This is a genomic window from Synechococcus sp. MU1625 (assembly GCF_020514205.1).
GTDB lineage: Bacteria > Cyanobacteriota > Cyanobacteriia > PCC-6307 > Cyanobiaceae > Parasynechococcus.
Genome location: NZ_VTLA01000001.1, coordinates 213079 through 233796 on the forward strand (window position 1 = coordinate 213079; position 20718 = coordinate 233796).

21 protein-coding genes are annotated in these 20718 nt (G+C 60.7%); 8 read left to right on the forward strand and 13 right to left on the reverse strand.

The window, feature by feature from the left end; all coding sequences use genetic code 11:
- Positions 1-38 precede the first annotated feature (38 nt).
- Genes hisG through FZX13_RS01240 form a run of 3 tightly spaced genes read left to right on the forward strand, consistent with a single transcriptional unit; the run spans position 39 to position 2973 of the window.
- Positions 39-692, forward strand: coding sequence for an ATP phosphoribosyltransferase (gene hisG, locus FZX13_RS01230; RefSeq protein WP_226406552.1), 654 nt, complete (start codon positions 39-41; stop codon positions 690-692).
- Positions 692-2470 carry an ABC transporter ATP-binding protein gene (locus FZX13_RS01235; protein WP_226406554.1) on the forward strand — a complete coding sequence of 593 codons (1779 nt, stop codon included), beginning with the start codon at positions 692-694 and terminating at the stop codon, positions 2468-2470. The genes hisG and FZX13_RS01235 overlap by 1 nt, the downstream gene beginning before the upstream one ends.
- Complete coding sequence (locus FZX13_RS01240) at positions 2470-2973, forward strand: GNAT family N-acetyltransferase (RefSeq protein ID WP_226408194.1); 504 nt, start codon at positions 2470-2472, stop codon at positions 2971-2973. The genes FZX13_RS01235 and FZX13_RS01240 overlap by 1 nt, the downstream gene beginning before the upstream one ends.
- A 29-nt stretch (positions 2974-3002) precedes the next feature.
- Here FZX13_RS01240 and FZX13_RS01245 read toward each other — a convergent pair whose 3' ends face one another.
- The 3 genes from FZX13_RS01245 to FZX13_RS01255 are packed head-to-tail and all read right to left on the reverse strand — an operon-like array spanning position 3003 to position 5450.
- Positions 3003-3692, reverse strand: coding sequence for a TIGR04283 family arsenosugar biosynthesis glycosyltransferase (locus FZX13_RS01245; RefSeq protein WP_226406565.1), 690 nt, complete (start codon positions 3690-3692; stop codon positions 3003-3005).
- On the reverse strand, positions 3680-4321 hold the full coding sequence (locus FZX13_RS01250) for a TIGR04282 family arsenosugar biosynthesis glycosyltransferase (protein WP_226406567.1): 642 nt from the start codon (positions 4319-4321) through the stop codon (positions 3680-3682). The genes FZX13_RS01245 and FZX13_RS01250 overlap by 13 nt, the downstream gene beginning before the upstream one ends.
- Position 4322: 1 nt before the next feature.
- Complete coding sequence (locus FZX13_RS01255; protein WP_226408196.1) at positions 4323-5450, reverse strand: trypsin-like peptidase domain-containing protein; 1128 nt, start codon at positions 5448-5450, stop codon at positions 4323-4325.
- Positions 5451-5537: 87 nt separating this feature from the next.
- On the opposite strand from FZX13_RS01255, the gene dnaA reads away from it, so the two are divergent.
- On the forward strand, positions 5538-6932 hold the full coding sequence (gene dnaA, locus FZX13_RS01260; protein ID WP_226406569.1) for a chromosomal replication initiator protein DnaA: 1395 nt from the start codon (positions 5538-5540) through the stop codon (positions 6930-6932).
- Here dnaA and FZX13_RS01265 read toward each other — a convergent pair whose 3' ends face one another.
- The 3 genes from FZX13_RS01265 to FZX13_RS01275 are packed head-to-tail and all read right to left on the reverse strand — an operon-like array spanning position 6933 to position 9077.
- Complete coding sequence (locus tag FZX13_RS01265; RefSeq protein WP_226397785.1) at positions 6933-7601, reverse strand: ParB-like protein; 669 nt, start codon at positions 7599-7601, stop codon at positions 6933-6935. It lies immediately after the preceding gene.
- 23 nt (positions 7602-7624) lie between these two features.
- On the reverse strand, positions 7625-8857 hold the full coding sequence (locus FZX13_RS01270; RefSeq protein ID WP_226406571.1) for a glutathione S-transferase family protein: 1233 nt from the start codon (positions 8855-8857) through the stop codon (positions 7625-7627).
- Positions 8832-9077: a hypothetical protein gene (locus FZX13_RS01275; protein ID WP_226397783.1), complete on the reverse strand. Its 246-nt coding sequence runs from the start codon at positions 9075-9077 to the stop codon at positions 8832-8834. The genes FZX13_RS01270 and FZX13_RS01275 overlap by 26 nt, the downstream gene beginning before the upstream one ends.
- A 145-nt stretch (positions 9078-9222) precedes the next feature.
- On the opposite strand from FZX13_RS01275, the gene gorA reads away from it, so the two are divergent.
- Entirely contained in the window at positions 9223-10581 is a 1359-nt protein-coding gene (gene gorA / locus FZX13_RS01280) for a glutathione-disulfide reductase (RefSeq protein WP_226406573.1), read from the forward strand.
- A gap of 29 nt (positions 10582-10610) precedes the next feature.
- On the opposite strand, the gene FZX13_RS01285 is transcribed toward gorA, so the two are convergent.
- From FZX13_RS01285 to FZX13_RS01315, 7 genes are all read right to left on the reverse strand, one after another.
- Positions 10611-12116 carry a GMC oxidoreductase gene (locus tag FZX13_RS01285; RefSeq protein ID WP_226406575.1) on the reverse strand — a complete coding sequence of 502 codons (1506 nt, stop codon included), beginning with the start codon at positions 12114-12116 and terminating at the stop codon, positions 10611-10613.
- A 4-nt stretch (positions 12117-12120) separates the two neighbouring features.
- On the reverse strand, positions 12121-12717 hold the full coding sequence (locus FZX13_RS01290) for a heme-copper oxidase subunit III (protein WP_226397780.1): 597 nt from the start codon (positions 12715-12717) through the stop codon (positions 12121-12123).
- Between the two features lie 4 nt (positions 12718-12721).
- Complete coding sequence (locus FZX13_RS01295) at positions 12722-14410, reverse strand: cbb3-type cytochrome c oxidase subunit I (RefSeq protein ID WP_226397915.1); 1689 nt, start codon at positions 14408-14410, stop codon at positions 12722-12724.
- Between the two features lie 8 nt (positions 14411-14418).
- The gene (locus FZX13_RS01300) at positions 14419-15354 is read right to left on the reverse strand and encodes a cytochrome c oxidase subunit II (protein ID WP_115023573.1); all 936 of its coding nucleotides are present in this window, start codon (positions 15352-15354) and stop codon (positions 14419-14421) included.
- Positions 15351-15971, reverse strand: coding sequence for a DUF2231 domain-containing protein (locus tag FZX13_RS01305; protein WP_166016724.1), 621 nt, complete (start codon positions 15969-15971; stop codon positions 15351-15353). The genes FZX13_RS01300 and FZX13_RS01305 overlap by 4 nt, the downstream gene beginning before the upstream one ends.
- On the reverse strand, positions 15968-16468 hold the full coding sequence (locus FZX13_RS01310) for a DUF2231 domain-containing protein (RefSeq protein ID WP_115024278.1): 501 nt from the start codon (positions 16466-16468) through the stop codon (positions 15968-15970). The genes FZX13_RS01305 and FZX13_RS01310 overlap by 4 nt, the downstream gene beginning before the upstream one ends.
- Positions 16469-16580: 112 nt before the next feature.
- Entirely contained in the window at positions 16581-17666 is a 1086-nt protein-coding gene (locus FZX13_RS01315; protein WP_226406577.1) for a calcium/sodium antiporter, read from the reverse strand.
- Between the two features lie 83 nt (positions 17667-17749).
- Here FZX13_RS01315 and FZX13_RS01320 point away from each other — a divergent pair, with 83 nt between their 5' ends.
- Genes FZX13_RS01320 through FZX13_RS01330 form a run of 3 tightly spaced genes read left to right on the forward strand, consistent with a single transcriptional unit; the run spans position 17750 to position 20715 of the window.
- Complete coding sequence (locus FZX13_RS01320) at positions 17750-19399, forward strand: SulP family inorganic anion transporter (protein ID WP_226406579.1); 1650 nt, start codon at positions 17750-17752, stop codon at positions 19397-19399.
- On the forward strand, positions 19392-20438 hold the full coding sequence (pyrC, locus tag FZX13_RS01325) for a dihydroorotase (protein ID WP_226398425.1): 1047 nt from the start codon (positions 19392-19394) through the stop codon (positions 20436-20438). The genes FZX13_RS01320 and pyrC overlap by 8 nt, the downstream gene beginning before the upstream one ends.
- Entirely contained in the window at positions 20413-20715 is a 303-nt protein-coding gene (locus FZX13_RS01330) for a thioredoxin family protein (RefSeq protein WP_166016721.1), read from the forward strand. The genes pyrC and FZX13_RS01330 overlap by 26 nt, the downstream gene beginning before the upstream one ends.
- Positions 20716-20718: the final 3 nt, after the last annotated feature.

Genomic DNA, 20718 nt, shown 5'->3' on the forward strand with positions numbered 1-20718 from the left:
TTAAAGTCCTGCCTGGTTAACCGGTCAGCGCTGGACCCATGATCACCGTCGCGTTGGCCAAAGGAGCGCTACTTAAGGATTCGGTCGCCCGATTTGCGGCGGCAGGTCTTGATTTCTCAGCTGTTCTCGACAAGAACAATCGCCAGTTGATGGTGCCCACCCCCTGCGGACGTGCCAGGGCCCTGCTTGTTCGTAACGGTGATGTGCCCACTTACGTGGCCTACGGCCAGGCCCAACTAGGCGTGGTGGGATACGACGTGCTCAAGGAACATCAGCTACCTGTAGCCCAACTGGTGGATCTTGGCTTTGGCGGTTGCCGAATGGCCGTGGCGGTTCAGGAGAGCAGTGGTTACACCCGAGCCGCAGATCTCCCTCCCCATTGCCGGGTAGCCAGCAAATTCACGCACTGCGCCCGGGAATATTTCGATGCACTCGATCTTCCTGTCGAGTTGGTGCATCTCAATGGTTCGGTGGAGCTGGGGCCGATCACAGGGATGTCGGAAGCGATTGTTGATCTTGTGGCTACGGGTCGGACCCTGCGGGACAACGGCTTGATTGCCATCGAGGACCTGTTCCAGTCGACGGCTCGGCTGGTGGGGCATCCGCTGTCCATTCGCCTGGACCATGGTCCCCTTGCCTCCATCGTGGAGGCGATCCGCGCCGCACGAACGCCCGTCGGGAGTCCCAGCTGATGGGAGCTGTTGCGGATTGGCGCCGGGTTCGTCGTCTGGGCCGTTATCTCGTGCGGGATCGTCGGCGTCTTCTGGTCACCCTGGTGCTGCTGGTTCCCGTGGCCTTTGCGGGTGCCGTTCAGCCACTTCTCGTCGGCCAGGCTGTCAGTGTCTTGCGCGGAGAACCCAGTCTTCCGTGGCTTTCGGGGCTGAGTCTTTCCGGATCGATCCGCGTCATCATCGGGCTCTATTTCATCTCGGTGCTGCTGAGGCTCTGCTTGCAGGGGGTGCAGAGCTTCAACATTCAGGCCGTCGGTCAACGCCTTACCGCTCGCATCCGCGACGACCTCTTTGAGCACTCGCTGTCGCTGTCTTTGCGCTTTCACGACGGCATGCCGGTCGGCAAGTTGCTCACGCGGCTCACGAGTGACGTGGATGCTCTGGCCGAGGTGTTCGGCAGTGGTGCTGTGGGGGTGCTTGGTGATCTGGTGAGCCTTCTGGTCATTGCTTCGACGATGCTCTTCATCGAGTGGAGGCTCGGGCTGCTTTTGCTGTGCACGCAGGTGCCCGTGACGCTTGCTGTTCTCTGGCTGCAGCGTCGCTACCGCAAGGCCAACTACCGCGTTCGAGAAGAGCTCTCCCAGCTCAACGCCGACTTTCAGGAGAACCTCCAGGGCCTTGAGGTGGTTCAGATGTATCGCCGCGAAACGGTCAACAGTGCCCGCTTCCTCCGCACGGGCACGGCTTACCGCAACGCAGTCAACGGAACCATTTTTTACGACAGCAGCATTTCCGCTTTTCTTGAATGGGTCGCGCTCGCAGCCATTGCGTTGGTTCTGGCTCTGGGGGGTTGGATGGTGACCAGTGGCGTGATGGGGTTGGGCACCCTCACCACCTTCATCCTTTATTCACAGCGTTTGTTTGATCCTTTGCGTCAGCTGGCCGAGCGCTTCACGCAGATTCAGGGCGGACTGACTGCTGTGGAACGAATCGGTGAGTTGATGGAGCAGCCCCTCGAAATCGCCGAGGCCAAGGGGGTTGATCCTCACGTTGCTGGCGGTGGCGGCGAAGTGATCTTCGACAACGTGAGCTTCTCTTACCGGCCGGATGAGCCCATCCTCCGCAATCTTTCCTTCCGCATCGCTCCTGGAGAGCATGTGGCGCTGGTGGGCCCCACGGGTTCCGGCAAGAGCACCATCATTCGTCTGCTCTGCCGCCTCTATGACCCCCAGCAGGGACGCATCCTTCTGGATGGACGTGACATCCGCAGCATCCCGATGGCAGATCTGCGGCGTGAGCTGGGGGTCGTGCTGCAAGACACATTCCTGTTCAGCGGCAATGTGGCCGACAATCTTCGGTTGAATGTTCCGGTCAGTGATCAGGAGCTTGTTCAGGTCTGTGCTGAGCTCGGTCTCAACGAGCTGTTGTCCCGACTCCCCAACGGATTGGAGACGCAACTGCGCGAGCGTGGGGGCAATCTTTCCTCAGGAGAGCGTCAATTGCTGGCTGTCGCCCGGGTGGCGATCCGCAATCCAACGGTGTTGGTGATGGATGAAGCCACTGCCTTCATGGATCCTTCAACGGAGGCGACGCTTCAGGCCGATCTGGACCGTCTTCTGCAAAAACGGACCGCCATCGTCATTGCCCACCGTCTCGCCACGGTGGAAGCCTCCGATCGCATCCTTGTGTTGCGCCGAGGTGAACTGATCGAACAGGGCACCCATCACGAGCTCAGGGCCCGAGGTGGCCTCTATGCCCAGCTCGCAGAGCTGCAGGAGCGGGGGTTGGCGCGTTTGTGATCGGTTCCTCCCTGCCTATACCTGCTGAGCCTCTGCTGCAGCAGTACGGCCAGGGGGCCCGTCTCTGCCCCTGTGCCAACGACCAGCTCACGTTGGTCTTTAGCCAGGAATACCCCTTTGATTTGGTGGAGCTTGAGCAACTTCTGGAAGCTGTGGGCTGGAGCCGCCGTCCGATTCGACGGGTTCGCAAAGCACTGACTCACAGCCTGCTCAAGGTCGGGCTGTGGCGTCACGACGCTCGGGTTCCTCGTTTGATTGGTTTTGCGCGCTGCACCGGGGATGGTGTTTTCGAAGCCACCGTCTGGGACGTCGCGGTGCACCCCTTGTATCAGGGCAATGGACTTGGCAAGCAGATGATGGCGTACATCCTCAACGCCTTGGCTCAGATGGGAACAGAGCGCGTCAGCCTGTTCGCGGACCCCGGCGTCGTGAGCTTCTATCAAGGCCAGGGTTGGGATCTGGAGCCCCAGGGCCATCGCTGTGCCTTCTGGTACGCCAACTGAACTGAACTGAACTGAACTGATCGGATCGTTCAGCGCTGGTACATCCGCAACAGTTGATCTGCTGATCGCCCCTGACGCCATAGCCATCGCAGACGGGCGTTGCGCCAGGCCTGCATCAGCACGCTTCGCTTCTGCCAGCGCTGAGCGCTGGTCAGCAGGGCACAGTTCAACGAGCGGATGGTCGCGATCTTGCTGAGGCGTTCCACCAGGTCCAGGTCTTCCATCAGTGCCAGCGGGCGGTAGCCACCGATGCGCTGATACAGCTGGCGATGAATGAGCAGTCCCTGATCGCCGTAGGGACGCTGCAGCCAACGGCTGCGCAAGTTCACCATTCGCTCCAGAAGCCACAGCATGGGCCGCGCCTCTGTATCCACTTTGAACTCGAAGCTCCAGGCGCTGAAGCGCGCTTGCGGTGTGTTCAGAATCTGCTCCACCCTGTGGTGCCAGGAGCCAGGCAGTCGGCTATCGGCATGCAGCACCAGCACCCAGGAATGACAGCTGTGGTCGACGCCCCAGCGCAGCTGCGGACCTCGTCCTGCAGTCGGGCTGTCGAGCACGGTGGCGCCGCCGAGGTGAGCCACTTGTCGGGTCTGATCCCTGCTTCCACCGTCACAGATAACAATCTCCAACTCCCCTTGCCAACGCTGCAAATCCGCCAGCAGCAGCGGAAGCCTGTTGGCTTCCTCCAGGGTCGGAATCACGACGCTCAGCCCTGCCATGGCTTCAGATCACTCGAGTGATCCAGATCATTCCTCCTGGGCAACAGTGCGGTGGAGATTGCATGCGCGCTGGCAGCCTTCAGGGTTGATTCCAGCACCGTCGGACCGCCCCAGGGAATGCCAATCAGCGGCCAGTGCTTGGGGGTATGGATCAGGTTCGCTCCGATCCCCAGCAGCCAGTAGCCACCATCTGAGGCTGGGCCCAGCACCAAATCGTGGGTTTGCAGTTGTTCGATGGCCCGCTTCAAGTCATCGGGATTGAGTTCGGGCAGATCCGTGCCGATCACGAGGGATGGCATGCCGCGGCGATGGCCTTGCATCAACTGCCGTCGCAATCGGGTGCCGAGTTGCCCCTGCCCCTGCAGCCGCACCAGCGGCAACCCCAGCTGTTGTCCCCAGCGTGCGGCAGCGTTGGGTCCAAGCCCGCTCACCGCCAGCACCGGCTCGATCACCATCGCGTCGGCGAGCCCGCGCACCACAGCGGTGGTGTGCTCGGTAAGACGCGTCTGGATCCTGGCGGCGCGCTCGCTGCTGTTGGACAAGCCCAGCCTGTTGTAGAGATCACGGGACAGGCGGCGTTTGCATCGGCCCGGTGATGGCCATCGGGCCATCACGATGATCTGCAGCATCTCAGTTGTTCCGAGGCAGTTCGCGCGGGCGCACCTGCACCATCAGCTCCTCTCCATTGCGTTGGAGGGTGAGCTCCATCGGTTCTCCCACCTGGCCGCGATCCACGGCGAGTTGCACTTCGGTGGGCGTCTGAACAGCCTTGTTCTCCACCTTGAGAATCAGATCACACTGGCGGATGCCAGCGGCAGCAGCCGGAGTGCCGCTGACCACATCCTTGACCAGGACGCCATTCACTTCAGGAACCGTACAGGCGCTGTTGGTGGCATTGATCTCCCGTGCCAGCTGCGGGGTGAGGTTCATGAGCTGCACCCCGATGAAGGGATGGGAGGCCTGGCCGGTGCTCACAATCTGCTGCGCGATGCGCTTCGCCAGGTTGATTGGAACGGCAAAACTCAAACCGCCTCCAGGGGCGGTCCGAATCGCCGTATTGATGCCAATCACCTGACCGGCGGCATTGATCAGGGGGCCTCCGCTGTTGCCGGGATTCACGGCTGCATCGGTCTGGATGTAAGGAATCCGCTGGCCTTCACTGATCGCATTCAGTCGGCCTACCGCGCTGATGATGCCGGCGGTCACGGTGTTATTGAGACCAAATGGGTTACCGATGGCAATCGCCCATTCCCCCGGCCTGAGCTGGTCGGAGTTGCCCAGGGCCGCCACCGGTAGGTTGTCAGCCACCACCTTGACCACTGCAACGTCGGTGAGTGGGTCTGTGCCGAGCACCTTGCCCTTGAAGTTGCGTCCGTCCGGAAGGGTCACCGCCACCTGATCCGCTCCGCGCACGACGTGTTCGTTGGTGAAGATCAGGCCGCTGGCCCTGGTGATGAATCCTGATCCCTGGCCTTGCTGACGCTGGCTGGACGGTCCCATGCCAAAGATCCCACCGAAGGGGTTGTTCACCTCTTTGACTACATCGATCCGCACCACGGCAGGTCCGACGCGGTCCACAGCCTTCACGATCACGTTGTCTCCCGGCTGCAGTGGAGCGCTGCGGGGCTGATCGTGCACCACAGGAGGCAGTGCCACCGGTGCTTTGGGGGTCAGGCCCAGCTGGTCCCTCACCAGGCTGCAACCGGAGAGTGCGCTCCCGGCCAGGACGATGGCGAACCAATGCTGGGCGTTGGGCATCACGACGAGATGTGTGCTGATGCATTTAAGACGGCCTGAGCGGATCGGCATGCGTAGATTCAGCGCTCGGGTGCATGGCGGTTTTAGGTGCAGACGGGCGAAGAGCTCTGGATCAAGGTGCGAGATGGGTTGCAGGCAAAGCTGAGCAAGCCCACCTTCGAGACCTTCATTCGCCCGACGGGTTGCAGTGGCTTTGTCAATGGAGAGCTGAAGCTTCTGGCCCCCAATCCGTTCGCCAGCGTCCGATTGCGGGAGCAGCTGCTGCCCACGATCGCGGAGCTGGCCAGCAGCATCAGCGGTCAGCCCGTTCAGGTGACCGTGCTGGCGGAAACCGCCCTGCCGCTGCAGGAAACCAGTGATGATTCCGCAGATGCGAGTGATGCAGCGCCGCCTGCGGCCGCCCAGGAATCAGTGTCGGCTCCGGCCCGGAGCGGCTCACCGCGGCGCTACCTGCCCGGGCTCAACCCCCGATATGTGTTCGGCCGTTTCGTGGTCGGCCCCAACAGCCGAATGGCCCATGCGGCGGCTCTTGCCGTGGCCGAAGCGCCAGGGAGGGAGTTCAATCCCCTGTTCATCTGCGGCGGCGTGGGCTTGGGAAAAACCCACCTAATGCAAGCCATTGGCCATTACCGGCTGGAAATCGATCCCGGGGCTCGCGTGGCCTACGTCTCCACCGAAACCTTCACCAATGACCTGATCCAGGCCATCCGCAAGGACGGCATGCAGGCCTTTCGCGATCGCTATCGCGCCGCCGATCTGATCCTGGTTGATGACATTCAATTCATCGAAGGCAAGGAGTACACCCAAGAAGAGTTCTTCCATACCTTTAATGCCCTGCACGAGGCTGGGCGGCAGGTGGTGATCGCCAGTGATCGTCCCCCCAGTCAGATCCCACGCCTGCAGCAGCGCCTGATCTCCCGTTTCCAGATGGGGCTGATCGCTGACATTCAGTCACCTGATCTGGAGACACGTATGGCGATCCTCCAGAAGAAAGCGGAGCAGGAGCGCATGTCGCTGCCCCGAGATCTGATCCAGTACATCGCTGGGCGCTTCACCTCGAACATCCGCGAGTTGGAAGGGGCCCTGACCCGGGCTGTGGCCTTCGCCTCAATCACGGGGTTGCCGATGACCGTGGAATCGGTGGCGCCAATGCTGGACCCCACCGGTCAGGGGGTGGAGGTCACGCCGCAACAGGTGATCGACAAGGTGTCTGAAGTGTTTGATGTCACGGCCGAGGAAATGTGCAGCAGCACCCGTCGCCGTGCCGTCAGCCAGGCCCGTCAGGTGGGGATGTACCTCATGCGCCAGGGCACCGACCTCAGCCTGCCGAGAATCGGCGACAACTTCGGCGGAAAGGACCACACCACGGTGATGTACGCGATTGAGCAAGTCGAGAAAAAACTGGCGTCCGATCCCCAGCTCGCGGGTCAGGTGCAGAAAGTGAAGGATCTGCTGCAGATCGATTCCAGAAAGAAGCGCTGATCAGCGGCAGGCTTTCTTGTCGCCTTTCCAGCCCGGCATGTCTTGAGCTGCCGCAGAGCAGACCAGCTGGCGTGCTGCCGCGAGTGCCGGATCCAGTCGCTTGGAGCTGAAGGGTGGCAGGGGACGGGTGCGTAGCCAGGCTGCCCAACGAAATTCGTGATATGGGATCAGCGGTTGGGGTTTAATCCAGCCTTCCTGCTTGAGCTTCCAGACCAGGCTTCGGTAGGGATCGTCTTCGAGCCCCATCAGGCTGGTGGGCAACTGCTCGGTTGGGCGGGGACCGATGCCCCGACCGTCGTAGAGATAAAGCCACCCTTGGCTTTGCAGAAACGACAGCACGGCACTTTTATCAGTTGTCGCTAGCTCCTGCACCACATAAGCCCAGGTGGTGGCGCCTGGGTCAATGCCGATCAGGCCCCGCAGCCGGTGGTGACGATCCAGCATCCACATGGCGCCATCGGCAGAGCGGATTAGGGGGACGGGTTTGCCGCGCAGGTAGGCAAGACGCTGCTGGCGTGTGTCTTGGGCGAAATCACTCTCGCGTGACCAGATCTCAGCCAGCCCCACACACCATTGGGTCGGCTGCAACTGTGCCGCTGACACCTCGATCAGTTCGTTTTCCTGCTCGGGGGCCGGAATCGGTTGGTAGGCAGGCAGCCGCAGGGGCACGACTCAGTTTTGACGCTTCCGCACTATGACCCACTTAAGAAGGGACGGGGATCCTGATCAAAGCGATCCCGCACCGGGAGAGGCTTGGCTTGCTTAGGCCCGTCCAGTTGCGCGGTGGATTCGAGCGCCCGACGCAGCAAACGAGCTGCCGGTAAGGGCATATCTCTCGGAACTGAAATCCGATCGCGCAGGTAGCGGAGCCCCGCCGCACTTCCAGATGGAGGAGGGCATGGAGTGTTGTGGATCAATTGGGTCAGTGCACAGCGGAGGGGCCGGTCAAAGGCATCAGCACCCATTGGATTGACCTCCCGTAGCCGCTGCTGGTGTCGGAGGACCCTGCCGAGAGCGATGCTGGCCTGATCGGCTTGATTGACCCCAACCCAGCAGGCTTCGTCTTCGCCAAGGCCATCGCCTCGGTCGATCCGTTCGGCCAGGCGTTGCGCTTCCGTTGCGTCGTCCGACCAGCAGCCGCCCATCTGGGGAGGAAGGTCATGGGCATGGGTGTGAAAGTCGCTTTGGGTGCCGCGGTAAGTCTCCAGTTGCTCCAAGGCGCGGAACCAGCGGTCAATGGCTGGATGTTCAGCCCTCAGCCGATATCCCTTGTAGTAGGCCAGCGAGGCATTCATTCGTTCCACGTAGGGAACGAAGATCAGATCAACGGTTTGTGGCTCCTGCCCCCGCAGAAATGGACCTTCAACCTGATTTAGCTCACTTTCGAAGCGTCGGGCGATCCCCTGAAACTGGTCCCGGGCCAGGATCTGTTGCTTGGGGCTCAATCGTGGCGAACACAGCCAGATGCACCAGGCCTGAAACAGCAGCCGTTCGAGACGGCGCAGCTCGAGGGCTTCCGGCGACGTCATTGCCATGCCGAGGGGGCCGAACTGTTGTTCGAGTGCCAGCAGGATCTCATCACTTTCCGTGATCAGCTGCCCGTTCAGCTCGAGGGCGGGCAACATTCCTGAGGGCACTTTTTCGAGGAACCATGGCTCTTTGGGGCCATAGCAACGCATGGTGACTTTGCGGATCCGGTAGGGGATGCGCTTGAACTCCAACCACAGCCAAATTTTTTGGCAGTAGGGACACCAGGCGTGATGGTCGCGGTAAAGCGTGACCATCAGGCTTGATTCAGGCTGACCGAACAAACGCAAGTTGGCCTGGGCACTGGTCGGCCCTTCAATTCGATCCGGTTCAGCCTTCGCCAGCCCGGCCAGTTCCAACCAACTCAGTGGTTCAGCTGATTCCGATGTAGGGGGCATGCAGGATCGGCGCAAGCGTGGTCCGTCCATAGGACTGCCAGTCGCCAAGTTCATGCATCAGCGCCAGACAGTCTTGTTGGCGGCCCTGCTCAGCGAGCTGCTTGAGCCGCAGCTTCATGTCGTCGCTGGTGATCATCATCGCGATTTCGCGACGCTGCAATCGCTTTTGCTGCAGCTCAGGGTCAGGCGAATGCCTGCGACGTTTGGAAGGATTTTTCATGGTTTAAGGACGCTGTTGAAATACGTCCGGTTCGTCTTGGGCTTCTACGGCCCTCTTCCCCGGACCATAACTCCATCTTTACGAATATGCCCGTCGTCTCCGTCACCCCCGTGGGAAGAAGAATGGAGGGAAGCAAACGGCTGTCATGGGCGCTGATCTGGATCTGATTGTTCTTGGGGCGGGTTCCGGTGGGCTTGCTGCCGCAAAACGCGCTGCCAGCCATGGAGCCCGCGTCGCGATCGTTGAGGGGGATCGCGTTGGGGGCACCTGCGTGATCCGCGGCTGTGTTCCCAAGAAGCTTTTGGTCTACGGCGCCCAGGCCCGGCATCAACTGGCGGATGCATCGGCCTATGGGCTGCACATCCAATCCGTGCGTTCTGATGTGCCTGACCTGTTGCGGCGCGTGCGCGCCGAGGTGGATCGGCTCAATGCGCTCCACCTTGGATTTCTAGACAAGGCTGGCGTTCAGCTGATCTCCGGTTGGGGTCGCTTCACGGCTGTGGATCGCATGGGCATCTCCGATTTACGCGGTGGGCCCGTTCAGACGGAGCTTTCAGCACCTCGTTTTCTGGTGGCAGTGGGTGGCCGTCCGGCACGGCCGGAGATCCCAGGGATTGAAAAAACTTGGGTGAGTGATGACATGTTCCAGCTTGAGGATGTCCCTCCGGCGGTGGTGGTGGTCGGCGCAGGATTCATCGCCTGTGAGTTCGCCTGCATCCTTCGAGGCCTCGGTGTTGCGGTCACCCAGGTGGTGCGCGGCCCTCGGCTGCTGCGCGGGTTTGATGGGGAGTTGGCGGATGCAGTCCTCAGCGGGATGAGTGACCAGGGCATTGACGTGCTCTTGGGTCAGACGGTCGCGGCTGTGGAGGGGGATCCCGGTGCGCTGACTGTGCGACTGGGGGATGGTCAGTCCCTCGACTGTGGGGGTGTGCTGATGGCCACCGGGCGTCGCCCCTGGCTTGCAGATCTGGGTCTGGAGGCTGCTGGTGTTGCCGTGGACAACGGGCGAATCAGGGTTGACGGCAACTCCTGCACCTCAGTTCCTTACATTCATGCCGTCGGCGATGTCACTGACCGGGTCAACCTCACGCCTGTCGCCATTGATGAAGGTCGTGCTTTCGCCGACAGCGTGTTCGGTTCGCGTCAGCGGCAGGTGAACCACGATCTGGTGGCCAGTGCCGTGTTTAGTGATCCAGAGCTGGCGACCGTTGGCTTATCGGAAGAGGAGGCGACTGAACGCCATGGCGAGGACGGCGTCGTCGTGCATCGGGCCCGCTTCCGTTCGATGGCGCGGGCACTGCCCGCCTCCGGCCCCCGCTGCCTACTGAAGTTGGTAGTGGAGAAGCAAACCGATCGGGTGCTTGGCTGCCACATGGTGGGCGAGCATGCGGCGGAGATCATTCAGATGGCCGCCATTGCCGTTGGGATGGGCGCCACCAAAGCTGATTTCGATCGCACCATGGCGTTGCACCCCTCCGTCTCAGAGGAGTTCGTGACGATGTAGGCAACAGTGCCTTAACAACAGTGCCCTAATCAGGCCAGGTGATTGGCCAGCCGCAGAGCCAGCGCGAGCACCGTGAGCCCGGGACCAATGCTTGGGCAACTAGGAAAAATGCTGCTGTCGGCGATGTAGAGGTTCTCCAGTTCATGGCATTTGCCGTTGGGATCCACCACCGAGTTGGATGGGTCCTCGCCCATGCGACACGTGCCGCAGCTGTAGCCCACGACACTCAAGGGGGCTTCTCCTCGCGCATGGGTGGGTGCCTTTAAAACGACTTTGGTCACCGGATCGTTCTCTACGGCTTTCAGCGTGTCGATCCAGCGGTAAACGAGGCGATCATGGGCTTCCCGGTTGTTGGGGATGTAGTTGATCCGGATCTGTTCGTTGTTGAGCCACACCTTGTTGTGGGGATCCGGACGCACCTCCGTCATGGCCCACCAGGCCACAGAGCGGGAGGCCAGCCGCTCGAGCCCGAAGTCTGGGATCAGTTTGGTCACCAGGGACAGCACCGGTGGTGACTCGGCGAACAACGCGTCCTGCAGAACGCCACCGGCGGCCTGAATGTGCCCTAGCGGAAAACTGACGTTCTTGTCTCCCCAGTAGTAGTCGTTGATCCCCAGCGAGCGCCCGTAGCGGCCGCTGTTGGGTTCTGTGGCTAGCTGCAGGATCGAGGTGAGCTGCAGATTCATCAGATTCCGCCCCACCTGATCCGATCCGTTGCTGATGCCCTTGGGATGGTGAGCATTGTCCGAGCGCATCAGGATGGCCGGCGTGTTGATGGCACCGGCGGCAATGACCACGACATCGGCACTGAACAGCCATGAATCGCCGTTGACCTCAGCTTCCACGCCTCGGATGGCTCTGCCACCTGGATTCACATGCAGGCGCAGTACCCGGGCGTTGTCACGCACGGTGAGCCGTTCGGGATCACCCACCTGCAGACCAAACAACTGGGAATCGCCGCTGGGATCGTCCCGGTCGTCTGACCAGCTGATCGGCATGTCGTAGGGCTGACAGCCTTGGCGTTGGAGAGAGGAACGAAGGGGTTCCAGAAAGGGTTCCACCGGCTTCGGCGCACGTTCATAGCCCGTGCTTCGCTGGGGCTCGCAGGGGTCAATGCCTGCTTTGCCGTGAACCCTGTACAGGGTCTCGGCCTGCTCGTAGTACGGCTCCAGTTCGGAGTAATCCAGGGGCCACGCCGGCGATACTCCGTCCTGGAGCGCCACCTCACCGAAATCTTGTTCGCGCATGCGTTCCAGCACCGCGCCCCAGATCTTGGTGTTTCCTCCCCGTGCATAGGTGGTTTGCGGTGCAAAGGGATCGCCGTCGGGTCCGAACCAGCGCTCACTCTTGGGGTGATATCGATCCTTGCGGAATAAATCCACGTCGGCGACGTTCTGGTCTTCGAGGGCCATTGCCCCGCCGCGCTCCAGCACGAGCACGTTCTTGCCGCGTCGGCTCAGGGCTCCGGCCAGGGTGCCTCCTCCGGCACCGCTGCCGATAACGATGACGTCGTAGTGGCGGTCGTCGATGATCATGGAATTACTGCCAGACGTAGATCAGAAGGAAAAGAAGGATCCAGATCACATCAACGAAGTGCCAGAACAGGCTCACTGCAGCCACGCCCATCTCGCCTTTGTCGTAGTTCCCTGGGACGAAAGAACGCGCCAACATCAGTCCCATCAGCAGGATCCCAGTGATCACGTGCAGACCGTGAAAGCCCGTCAGCAAATAGAACAATCCTCCGAACACACCGGTGCTGAGGCTGAAGCTGAGCTCCGACCATTCGAGGTATTGGCCGTAAACGAAGTAGGAGCCCATGGCCATGGTGAGCAGCCAGACCGCGCGGAAGCCCCAGAGGTTGCCCTTGTGCAGATATCGCTCGGCGGCATAGGCCACGAAACTTGAGCTCACCAAGACCACGCTGTTGATCAGGGGCATGCGCACCTCCAGCCCCTCGACGCCGTCCGGTAGCCACTGCGGAGCTGTGAGCTTCAGCACCGCGTAGCCGGCGAAGAAGGCGAGGAAGATGACGCTCTCAGAGCAGAGGAAAATCACAAAGCCGGTCATGTTGTGGCCGTCGTGCTTCACATGCCCGGGTGTGTGATTGAGCTGCAGGTCGGGATTGACGCTGGTCATCGGTTCAGGCCTCCTGGGAACGGCGCACGTAGAACTCCTCGTCTTCTACGAGGGGGTGGCCCAGGCCATAGCCGTAGGGCTCGCTGATCACGGTGGGGATGTCGTCCTCGAAGTTTTCAGCCGGTGGCGGCGAGGGCAGCAGCCACTCCAGGCCGATGGCCCGCCAGGGGTTGGGGGGAGCCTGCGGCCCCCGGGCCCAGGAGCTCACCATGTTGAGAATGAAGGGGATCGAGGCGACGCCGAGCATGAAGGCACCGATGCTGGCGATCACATTCCAGATGGCGAATTCAGGGTCATAGGAGGCGACCCGGCGCGGCATCCCCAGCAACCCAGCCCAGTGCAGGGGCAGCCAGTTGAGCGTGGCACCGATGAAGGTGAGTACGAAGTGAACTTTGCCGAGCCCCTCGTAATACATCCGGCCCGTGAATTTGGGGAACCAGTGGTAAATCCCGGCGAACACACCGAAGCCGATCGTGTTGAAGATCACATAATGGAAGTGGGCCACCACGAAGTAGGTGTTCCCCACGTGAATGTCGATCGGCACGGTGGCCAGCATCACGCCGGTGATCCCGGCGAAGATGAAATTAAACAAGCCACCCAGGCAGAACAGCATCGGCGTGTTCAGGCGCAGATTGCCCTGCCAGAGCGTTCCCAGCCAGGCGAACACCTTTACCCCTGTGGGAACGGCGATCAGCATCGTGGTGAACATGAAGATATGGCGCATCCAGTTCGGCGTGCCGGTATAGAACATGTGGTGGGCCCACACGATCAGGCTGAGGAAGGTGATGCCGAAGGAGGCGATCGCCACGAATCGATAGCCGAACAGTGGCTTGCGGGCATACACCGGGAAGAGTTCGGAGAAGATGCCGAACACTGGCAACACCAGCACGTACACGGCTGGGTGGGAATAGAACCAGAAGAAGTGTTGAAACAACACCGGATCACCGCCGCCTTCAGGCCGGAAAAAGCTGGTGCCGAAGCTGAGGTCGAACAGCAGCATCACCGCACCTCCGGTGAGCGCCGGCAGCCCCACCAGTTGGATGGTCTGGGCGGCCCAAGCGGTCCAAACAAACACCGGCATCTTGAAAAAGCCCATGCCTGGAGCCCGCATCCGGATGATCGTCGTCACGAAATTGACGGCACCCATGATCGAGGAGATGCCCGATAGGGCCACAGCAAGGATCCAGAGGAATTCACCATTGATGAAGTGCCCCAGAGGGTTCTGCAGACTCATCGGTGGGTATGACCACCATCCCGATGACGCCGGCCCACCGGGTGCGAAGAAGCTGCCCATCAACACCGCGGCGAACACGGGCACCAACCAGAACGCGGCAGCATTGAGCTTCGGGAACGCCATGTCTGGCGCGCCGATCATCGTGGGGATCAACAGGTTGTTGAAGCCATTGAGGATCGGAAAAAGGAACAGGAACAGCATCACTGTTCCGTGCATGGTGTACAGGCCGTTGTAAACGCTCGGATCCACCAGATCCGCTGGCGGTGTGATCAGTTCACCCCGCACGATCATCGCCAGCAGTCCTCCCACCAAGAGGAAGAACAACGACGTGGCGATGTATTGGATGCCGATCACCTTGGCATCGGTGTTGAAGCTGAAGAAGCGCTTCCAGTTATCCGGGGCCCCCGGGACGGGGTGGGGAGCCTTGAGGATGCGCGGGTCGTAGTTCGTGGATGTCATGGCGCGTCTCAGGCGTCGTGGGGGATGGAGGGATCGCCGGGGTCGTTCACCATCGGGGCGGGAGCGGGGGGTACCGTTGCCCAGCCCTTGTCTCCTCGACTGAGACGTCGGTCGTACAGCGGTCGCCCTGGATCGAGGCCGGGTTGTAGTGGCTTTTGGGCTGTGGCTTTCAGCCAGCCGTCGTAGGCCTGCTCGGATTCGACGATCACGTCTGTCTGGTTCTGGGAGAAGTAGGCGCCGCTGAACATGGCGTCCCTCAACCGGAACCTCCCCTCCTTGGTAGGCGTGAGGCTGTAGGAAATGATGCTGCCGGGGATGATGTCTTGCTTCAGTCGAAAGGCCGGCACAAAGAAACTGTGCAGCACGTCTTCTGAGATCAGCCGGAGATTCACCCGTTGATCCACTGGGATGTGCAGTTCCGAACTGCGCACGCCGCTGGGGTAGACGAACTCCCAGCTCCACTGGCGGGCAATCACATCGATTGGTCCGATGTCCGCGGTGGGATCGACTGCAATGAGGGCGGTGGGATCGGTGCCGATGGCGTACTTCTGCTTCGGACCAAGGGTCTGAAGCTTCATGTTCACGTTCATCGTGTAGGTGGCGATCACGAAGACCGTCACCAGCGGAATGATCGTCCAGATGATCTCGAGTTTGGTATTGCCCTCAATCGGCGCCCCGTCGCTCTCGTCGTATTTGCCGGCTCTGTTGAACAACAGAACCCAGCCCATGACACCGGTGCAGCCAAAGAAAATGAAGGAGCCGATGCCGGTCTCCAGGGCGAATAGATCGTCGACGTAGGACGCTGCGCTGGAGGCCTGCGGTGGGAACCAGCTGTAGGACCATGTCGCCATCAGTTTGGCGATCACAAGATTGATCGCAACAGCGATGCTGATGATCACGATGGCGCCGATGTTCGGGCCGTTTTTGGGGGCGGTGGTGGTCATGGCAATGCCTCCTGCAGATCGGCACCGGAGGCCAGTAACTGGTCTGCGGTGATGTGCACCCCGAAGTCACTGGCCAACCAGGCGCCAAGGCTTCCGTGCAGGCCCATGACCAGCAGCATGGCGGTGCCGCAAAGCAGATACAGCCAGGTCACCTGACGGCCCAAGTCCTTGCGCCAAACAAAACGTTGGTAACCCCGCCAGATGGTCATGGCCACGATCACCAGCAGAATCGCGACGCCACCGATGGCATGCCAGAGCATCGTGTCGATGGCGGTCTGGCCGAGGATGCTGCGAATGCCCGGTAATGGAACCGCCAACAGCATTTCGTAGAACCCTGCTGCCACGGTGAAGAAGCTGATGCCGCTGCAGGCCACGAGGTTGTACCAGCCCACGTCGTGGAAGCCGCTGCGGGTGACTGGTAGAGCCAGAAAGCGGAACACCCGTTTTTCCAACGGGTAGAACGCACCGGCGAAGTCGAAGGCGATGGCGATCGCAAACAACCCGATGGTCAGATGCACCAGGTTGGGGTGCAGCGGAATCGCGTAGGGAAGGTTGTTGGCGCCGAGGGAGTCGGCAATGTCGTTGATCGGCGATGCGATCGCGGCGAAGAGCGTCACGAGACCACTCCCTGACGGATGGCTTCAACCACGGGGACCGTATGCAGCCCGTAAACCCAGACCAGCTTGTCTCCGAGGTACACCTGCGTGATCACGAGACCCGCCAGCACGACGTCAAAGATGAGAAAGCCCCTGGGCAAGATCGCTGGGTCTTTTTGCCGGGCGACGTAGCGCCAGCTTGTAAGCAGGGCGAGCACACCCGCGAGGGACCAGCCGATGGTGCTGTGGATGTTGAGGATGTCCCGTGACGCGCCATAGGGATTGGCGAGACCGGCTTCCACCTGGCCGAAGATGATGGCCACGAAGATCGCAACGGTGGCGACGATCAAGTTCCAGAAGCTCACCTCAAACAGGTTCTTCTTGCCGCTGATCACACCAATGACGTCGAACACGACCGTGATCAATGCCATCGCGATCACGAAGTGAACAACGATGGGATGGATGACGTCGATCCAGGGAAGATTCTTGTCGTTGAGCGGGGGAAGCAGCTCAAGCATCGGCAAGCCGAGCATCATCTGCCTCAAGGATGAACACGGCTAATCAGGCGGTCATCCCTGGATGAGGAAATACAACTCCATCCGTCTCATCACGGGGAGCACTCGGATGCCGCTAAGTCCTCGTTCTCCAGAACACCAAGGCCTGGGTCATGATCACGATCATCACAACCGGCAGCACAAGACAGAGCATCAACAGCCGAAATTCATCCGACCAACTGGCAAGAGTTGTTCTCGGTAGAACGTTGTCAACGATGTAGAGAATGTACAAACCCAGCAACAGCCCTCCTTCCAGTCGGCTGATCCGTCCGCGCGTCCAGAAGATCGGCATGCAGGCCAGGCTCGTTAGCAACATCACTGGCAGGTCGTCCTGAATCAATTCGGGGCTGACCTCCAGCCCACGGCCAGCGGCGGCCAATGCTCCTCCTCCCAGCACCAGCAGCAGGTTCAGCAAGCAGCTGCCCACCACATTGCCGATCGCTAGATCGGTGCGCCCCCGCAGGGCGGCAACGAGGGAGGTGATCAATTCCGGCATCGAGGTTCCGGCTGAAACGATCGTCAGACCGATCACCGCCTCACTGACTCCCAGGTAAGTGGCGGCTGACGTGGCTCCGCTTACCAGCACCCGTGATCCGATGGTGAGGATGCCAATGCCCCCGAGCAGTCGCAGGACGGCCAGGGTCCAACCGCCGCTCGCCGCGTCCTCTTCGATGTCGGGTTCAGCGCTACCGCTGTCGTCCGGTTGTTCACGGGCGGTGCGGATCTCCCAGATGGTGTTGATTAAGAGTCCCAACAGCAACGCCAGGCCCGCTTGCCAGGTGACCCGTCCTGCGGAGGCCATGCCCCAAACCGCCGCTGAGATCGCAATCATCAGGGGGACGTCCCGCCGCACCAGTCGGCTTTCGACACGCAACGGCAGAACAAGGGCGCTGCTGCCCAGCACCACCATCACGTTGAAGATGTTGCTGCCCACCACATTGCTGACGGCGAGAGCGTCAGCCCCTTGCAGCACTGAACTGAGGCTGACGAACAGTTCTGGCGCGCTGGTGCCCAGTGAAACCACTGTGAGCCCGATCACGAGCTGGGGAATGCCGAAGATCACCGCCATGGCGACGGCCCCCTGAACGAACAGCTCTCCGCCACCGAACAGCAGCCCGATCCCCAGCAGCACTTCGATCGTGGCCTGGACAAATTCAGGCATGGGGAGGGATCAGTTGTGTGTGGGGATTCTGCTTTGTCGTGACTCCACTTAATGTCAGGCGCTGCGGTTCAGTGCCAGAACTTATGTTGAATCGGATTTCCACAAGCAATCTGCGCGGTGACGCCTTCGGTGGCGTCACCGCCGCGGTGATTGCCCTTCCGATGGCCCTGGCCTTCGGGGTCGCCGCAACGGGCGACCCAGCACCGGGACTTTGGGGAGCTGTGATCATCGGCTTGGTGGCCGCCGTCTTCGGCGGCACACCCACCTTGATCTCTGAACCCACTGGTCCGATGACCGTGGTGTTTACATCTGTAATCCTGAGCTTCACCGCCACGGCTCCGGACAAGGAAACCGCCATGGCCATGGCCTTCACGGTGGTCATCCTGGCGGGCCTGTTTCAGATCCTCTTCGGCGTGTTCCGTCTGGGTCGATATGTCACCCAGATGCCCTACACGGTGATCTCCGGCTTCATGTCGGGGATCGGAGCCATCCTGGTGATTCTCCAGCTGCCTGCCTTCCTCGGTCAGACCGCATCGGGCGGTGTCATGGGGACCTTGTCCAATTTGCCCGGGTTGATCACTGGCGTGCAGCCGATGGAGCTGGCTCTGGCCTTGATCACCGTCGCGATCCTCTGGTTCACCCCAGCGAACGTCAAGCGTTTCTGTCCGCCGCAATTACTGGCTCTGGTCTTGGGAACGGTTCTGTCGATGACCTTGTTTCAAGACGCTGGCCTCAAGACCATTCCGCCCTTCAATGCCGAGCTCCCCAGCCTGCATGTGCCCACCTTCTCTGGAGGGCAGCTGCGCTTGATGTTCGTTGATGCGGCTGTGTTGGGCATGCTCGGGTGCATCGATGCGCTGCTCACCTCCGTGGTGGCCGACAGCCTCACCCGCACCGAGCACAACTCGAACAAGGAACTGGTGGGCCAGGGACTGGCGAACATCGCCTCGGGTGTCTTCGGAGGTCTCCCTGGGGCGGGAGCCACCATGGGCACCGTGGTCAACATTCAGGCTGGCGGACGTTCGGCCCTCTCTGGAATTGTCCGAGCGGGGATTTTGGTGGTGGTTGTTCTGGCCGCCGCTCCCCTCGCCTCCACGATCCCCCTTGCTGTTCTGGCGGGGATCGCCCTGAAGGTGGGTATCGACATCATCGACTGGGATTTCCTTCAACGGGCCCATCACCTTTCGGTTAAAGCTGCGGTGATCACCTACGGCGTCATTGCGCTCACGGTGTTGGTGGATCTGATTACTGCGGTGGGGATTGGCGTCTTCGTGGCCAACGTCCTCACCATTGATCGGATGAGCGCTTTGCAGTCCAGAAAAGTGAAAACGATCAGCACAGCAGATGACGATGTGGAGCTGACTGAAGAGGAGCAGGTGTTGCTGGATCAGGCCTCCGGCAAGGTCCTGTTGTTTCAGCTCGCCGGCCCAATGATCTTCGGTGTGGCTAAAGCGATCGCTCGCGAGCACAACGCCATCGGCAATTGTCAGGCGGTCGTCTTCGACCTCTCAGAGGTATCCCACCTCGGGGTCACCGCTGCGATCGCTCTCGAGAATGCGGTCAAGGAAGCGATTGAAGAAGGGCGCAGGGTTTACCTGGTCGTTGCGACGGGAAGTACAGAAAATCGGCTTCAGAAGCTCAAGCTGCTTGATCGTGTTCCCAAGAGCCACATCAGCGCCGATCGCCTCGTGGCCTTGCGTCTTGCCGTCAATGGTTTGGCGCTGAATGACTGATCAGATTTCGATCATCGCTCCGGATGATTGGCACGTGCATCTCCGTGACGGCGAGATGCTCACGCATGTTGTGGCCCATACAGCCCGTCGTTTTCGTCGGGCGATCGTGATGCCCAATCTGCGCCCTCCGGTGACAACCGTTGCTTCGGCGCGGGCATACCGCGCGCGTATTCAGGCGGCATGTCCCGCTGATCTGGAGTTCACGCCGTTGATGACGGCCTACCTCACCGACTCGATCGATCCCTCCGAGCTCGAGACTGGCTTTAGAGAGGGAGTGTTTGCCGCGGCCAAGCTTTATCCCGCCAACGCAACCACCAATTCAGCAGCTGGAGTAACGGATCTGCTGCAGATCGATCCAGTGCTGGAGACGATGGCCCGGATCGGCATGCCGTTGCTGATCCATGGAGAGGTCACGGATGCCGATATCGATATTTTTGACCGTGAGGCGGTTTTCATTGAACGCCATTTGGCACCCCTGAGGGTTCGTCATCCCGAGCTGAAGGTTGTGTTCGAGCACATCACCACCGAGCAGGCTGTGCAGTACGTCAGCTCCGCGGATCACCATCTCGCGGCCACGATCACCCCCCACCATCTGCATATCAACCGCAACGCGATGTTTGCCGGAGGGTTGCGCAGTGACTTCTACTGCCTTCCCGTCGCCAAGCGGGAATGTCACCGTCAGGCCCTACGCCGGGCTGCCACCAGCGGTGACCCCCGCTTCTTTCTTGGCACTGATACGGCACCTCACGAGCGGGCCTCAAAAGAGAGTTCCTGCGGTTGCGCCGGCATTTTTAATGCGCCCTTCGCTTTGGAGAGCTACGCCCAAGTCTTCAATGAAGAGGGTGCCCTTGCCCATTTAGAAGCATTCGCCAGCTTGAACGGGCCAGCTTTCTACAACCTGCCAGCCAACAGCAGCCGCATCACGTTGCAACGGCGTGATCATCTTGTGCCGGAACTTGTGAATGGACTGGTTCCTTTCCATGCTGGAGAGATCCTCTCTTGGGCCGTCGCCGATGCACCTGATCAAGTTCAGCTCTGAAGACTGCGGAACCTGTCACCGCATGAGTCATTACGACGGAAAAGTGGCGGAGGAACTCGGCTGCAGCTTTATCTCAGTGATGCTGCAGGACACCGAGATGTACCGCAAATACAGGAAGATCCTGCTCAAGCAGTACCCCAACAAGGAGGGTATGGGGTGGCCGACCTACCTGCTGGTGAGCGATCCCGATGGCGATTTCTCGATCGAGGGGGAATTGAAGGGCGGTATGCCCAAGGGAGATTTCCGCACCAAGCTCGCCGAGTTATTGCCGTCTTGAACG

What these genes read in the sequence shown, in the direction of transcription:
- pyrC (WP_226398425.1), top strand. Translation starts at nt 19,392, where the DNA reads ATGACTGATCAGATTTCGATCATCGCTCCGGATGATTGGCACGTGCAT.
- FZX13_RS01315 (WP_226406577.1), bottom strand. Translation starts at nt 17,666, where the DNA reads ATGCCTGAATTTGTCCAGGCCACGATCGAAGTGCTGCTGGGGATCGGG.
- FZX13_RS01255 (WP_226408196.1), bottom strand. Translation starts at nt 5,450, where the DNA reads ATGCCCAACGCCCAGCATTGGTTCGCCATCGTCCTGGCCGGGAGCGCA.
- FZX13_RS01270 (WP_226406571.1), bottom strand. Translation starts at nt 8,857, where the DNA reads ATGCCCCCTACATCGGAATCAGCTGAACCACTGAGTTGGTTGGAACTG.
- FZX13_RS01235 (WP_226406554.1), top strand. Translation starts at nt 692, where the DNA reads ATGGGAGCTGTTGCGGATTGGCGCCGGGTTCGTCGTCTGGGCCGTTAT.
- FZX13_RS01245 (WP_226406565.1), bottom strand. Translation starts at nt 3,692, where the DNA reads ATGGCAGGGCTGAGCGTCGTGATTCCGACCCTGGAGGAAGCCAACAGG.
- hisG (WP_226406552.1), top strand. Translation starts at nt 39, where the DNA reads ATGATCACCGTCGCGTTGGCCAAAGGAGCGCTACTTAAGGATTCGGTC.
- FZX13_RS01275 (WP_226397783.1), bottom strand. Translation starts at nt 9,077, where the DNA reads ATGAAAAATCCTTCCAAACGTCGCAGGCATTCGCCTGACCCTGAGCTG.
- FZX13_RS01320 (WP_226406579.1), top strand. Translation starts at nt 17,750, where the DNA reads ATGTTGAATCGGATTTCCACAAGCAATCTGCGCGGTGACGCCTTCGGT.
- FZX13_RS01310 (WP_115024278.1), bottom strand. Translation starts at nt 16,468, where the DNA reads ATGCTTGAGCTGCTTCCCCCGCTCAACGACAAGAATCTTCCCTGGATC.
- FZX13_RS01285 (WP_226406575.1), bottom strand. Translation starts at nt 12,116, where the DNA reads ATGATCATCGACGACCGCCACTACGACGTCATCGTTATCGGCAGCGGT.
- FZX13_RS01330 (WP_166016721.1), top strand. Translation starts at nt 20,413, where the DNA reads ATGCACCTGATCAAGTTCAGCTCTGAAGACTGCGGAACCTGTCACCGC.
- FZX13_RS01300 (WP_115023573.1), bottom strand. Translation starts at nt 15,354, where the DNA reads ATGACCACCACCGCCCCCAAAAACGGCCCGAACATCGGCGCCATCGTG.
- FZX13_RS01250 (WP_226406567.1), bottom strand. Translation starts at nt 4,321, where the DNA reads ATGCTGCAGATCATCGTGATGGCCCGATGGCCATCACCGGGCCGATGC.
- gorA (WP_226406573.1), top strand. Translation starts at nt 9,223, where the DNA reads ATGGGCGCTGATCTGGATCTGATTGTTCTTGGGGCGGGTTCCGGTGGG.
- FZX13_RS01290 (WP_226397780.1), bottom strand. Translation starts at nt 12,717, where the DNA reads ATGACCAGCGTCAATCCCGACCTGCAGCTCAATCACACACCCGGGCAT.
- FZX13_RS01295 (WP_226397915.1), bottom strand. Translation starts at nt 14,410, where the DNA reads ATGACATCCACGAACTACGACCCGCGCATCCTCAAGGCTCCCCACCCC.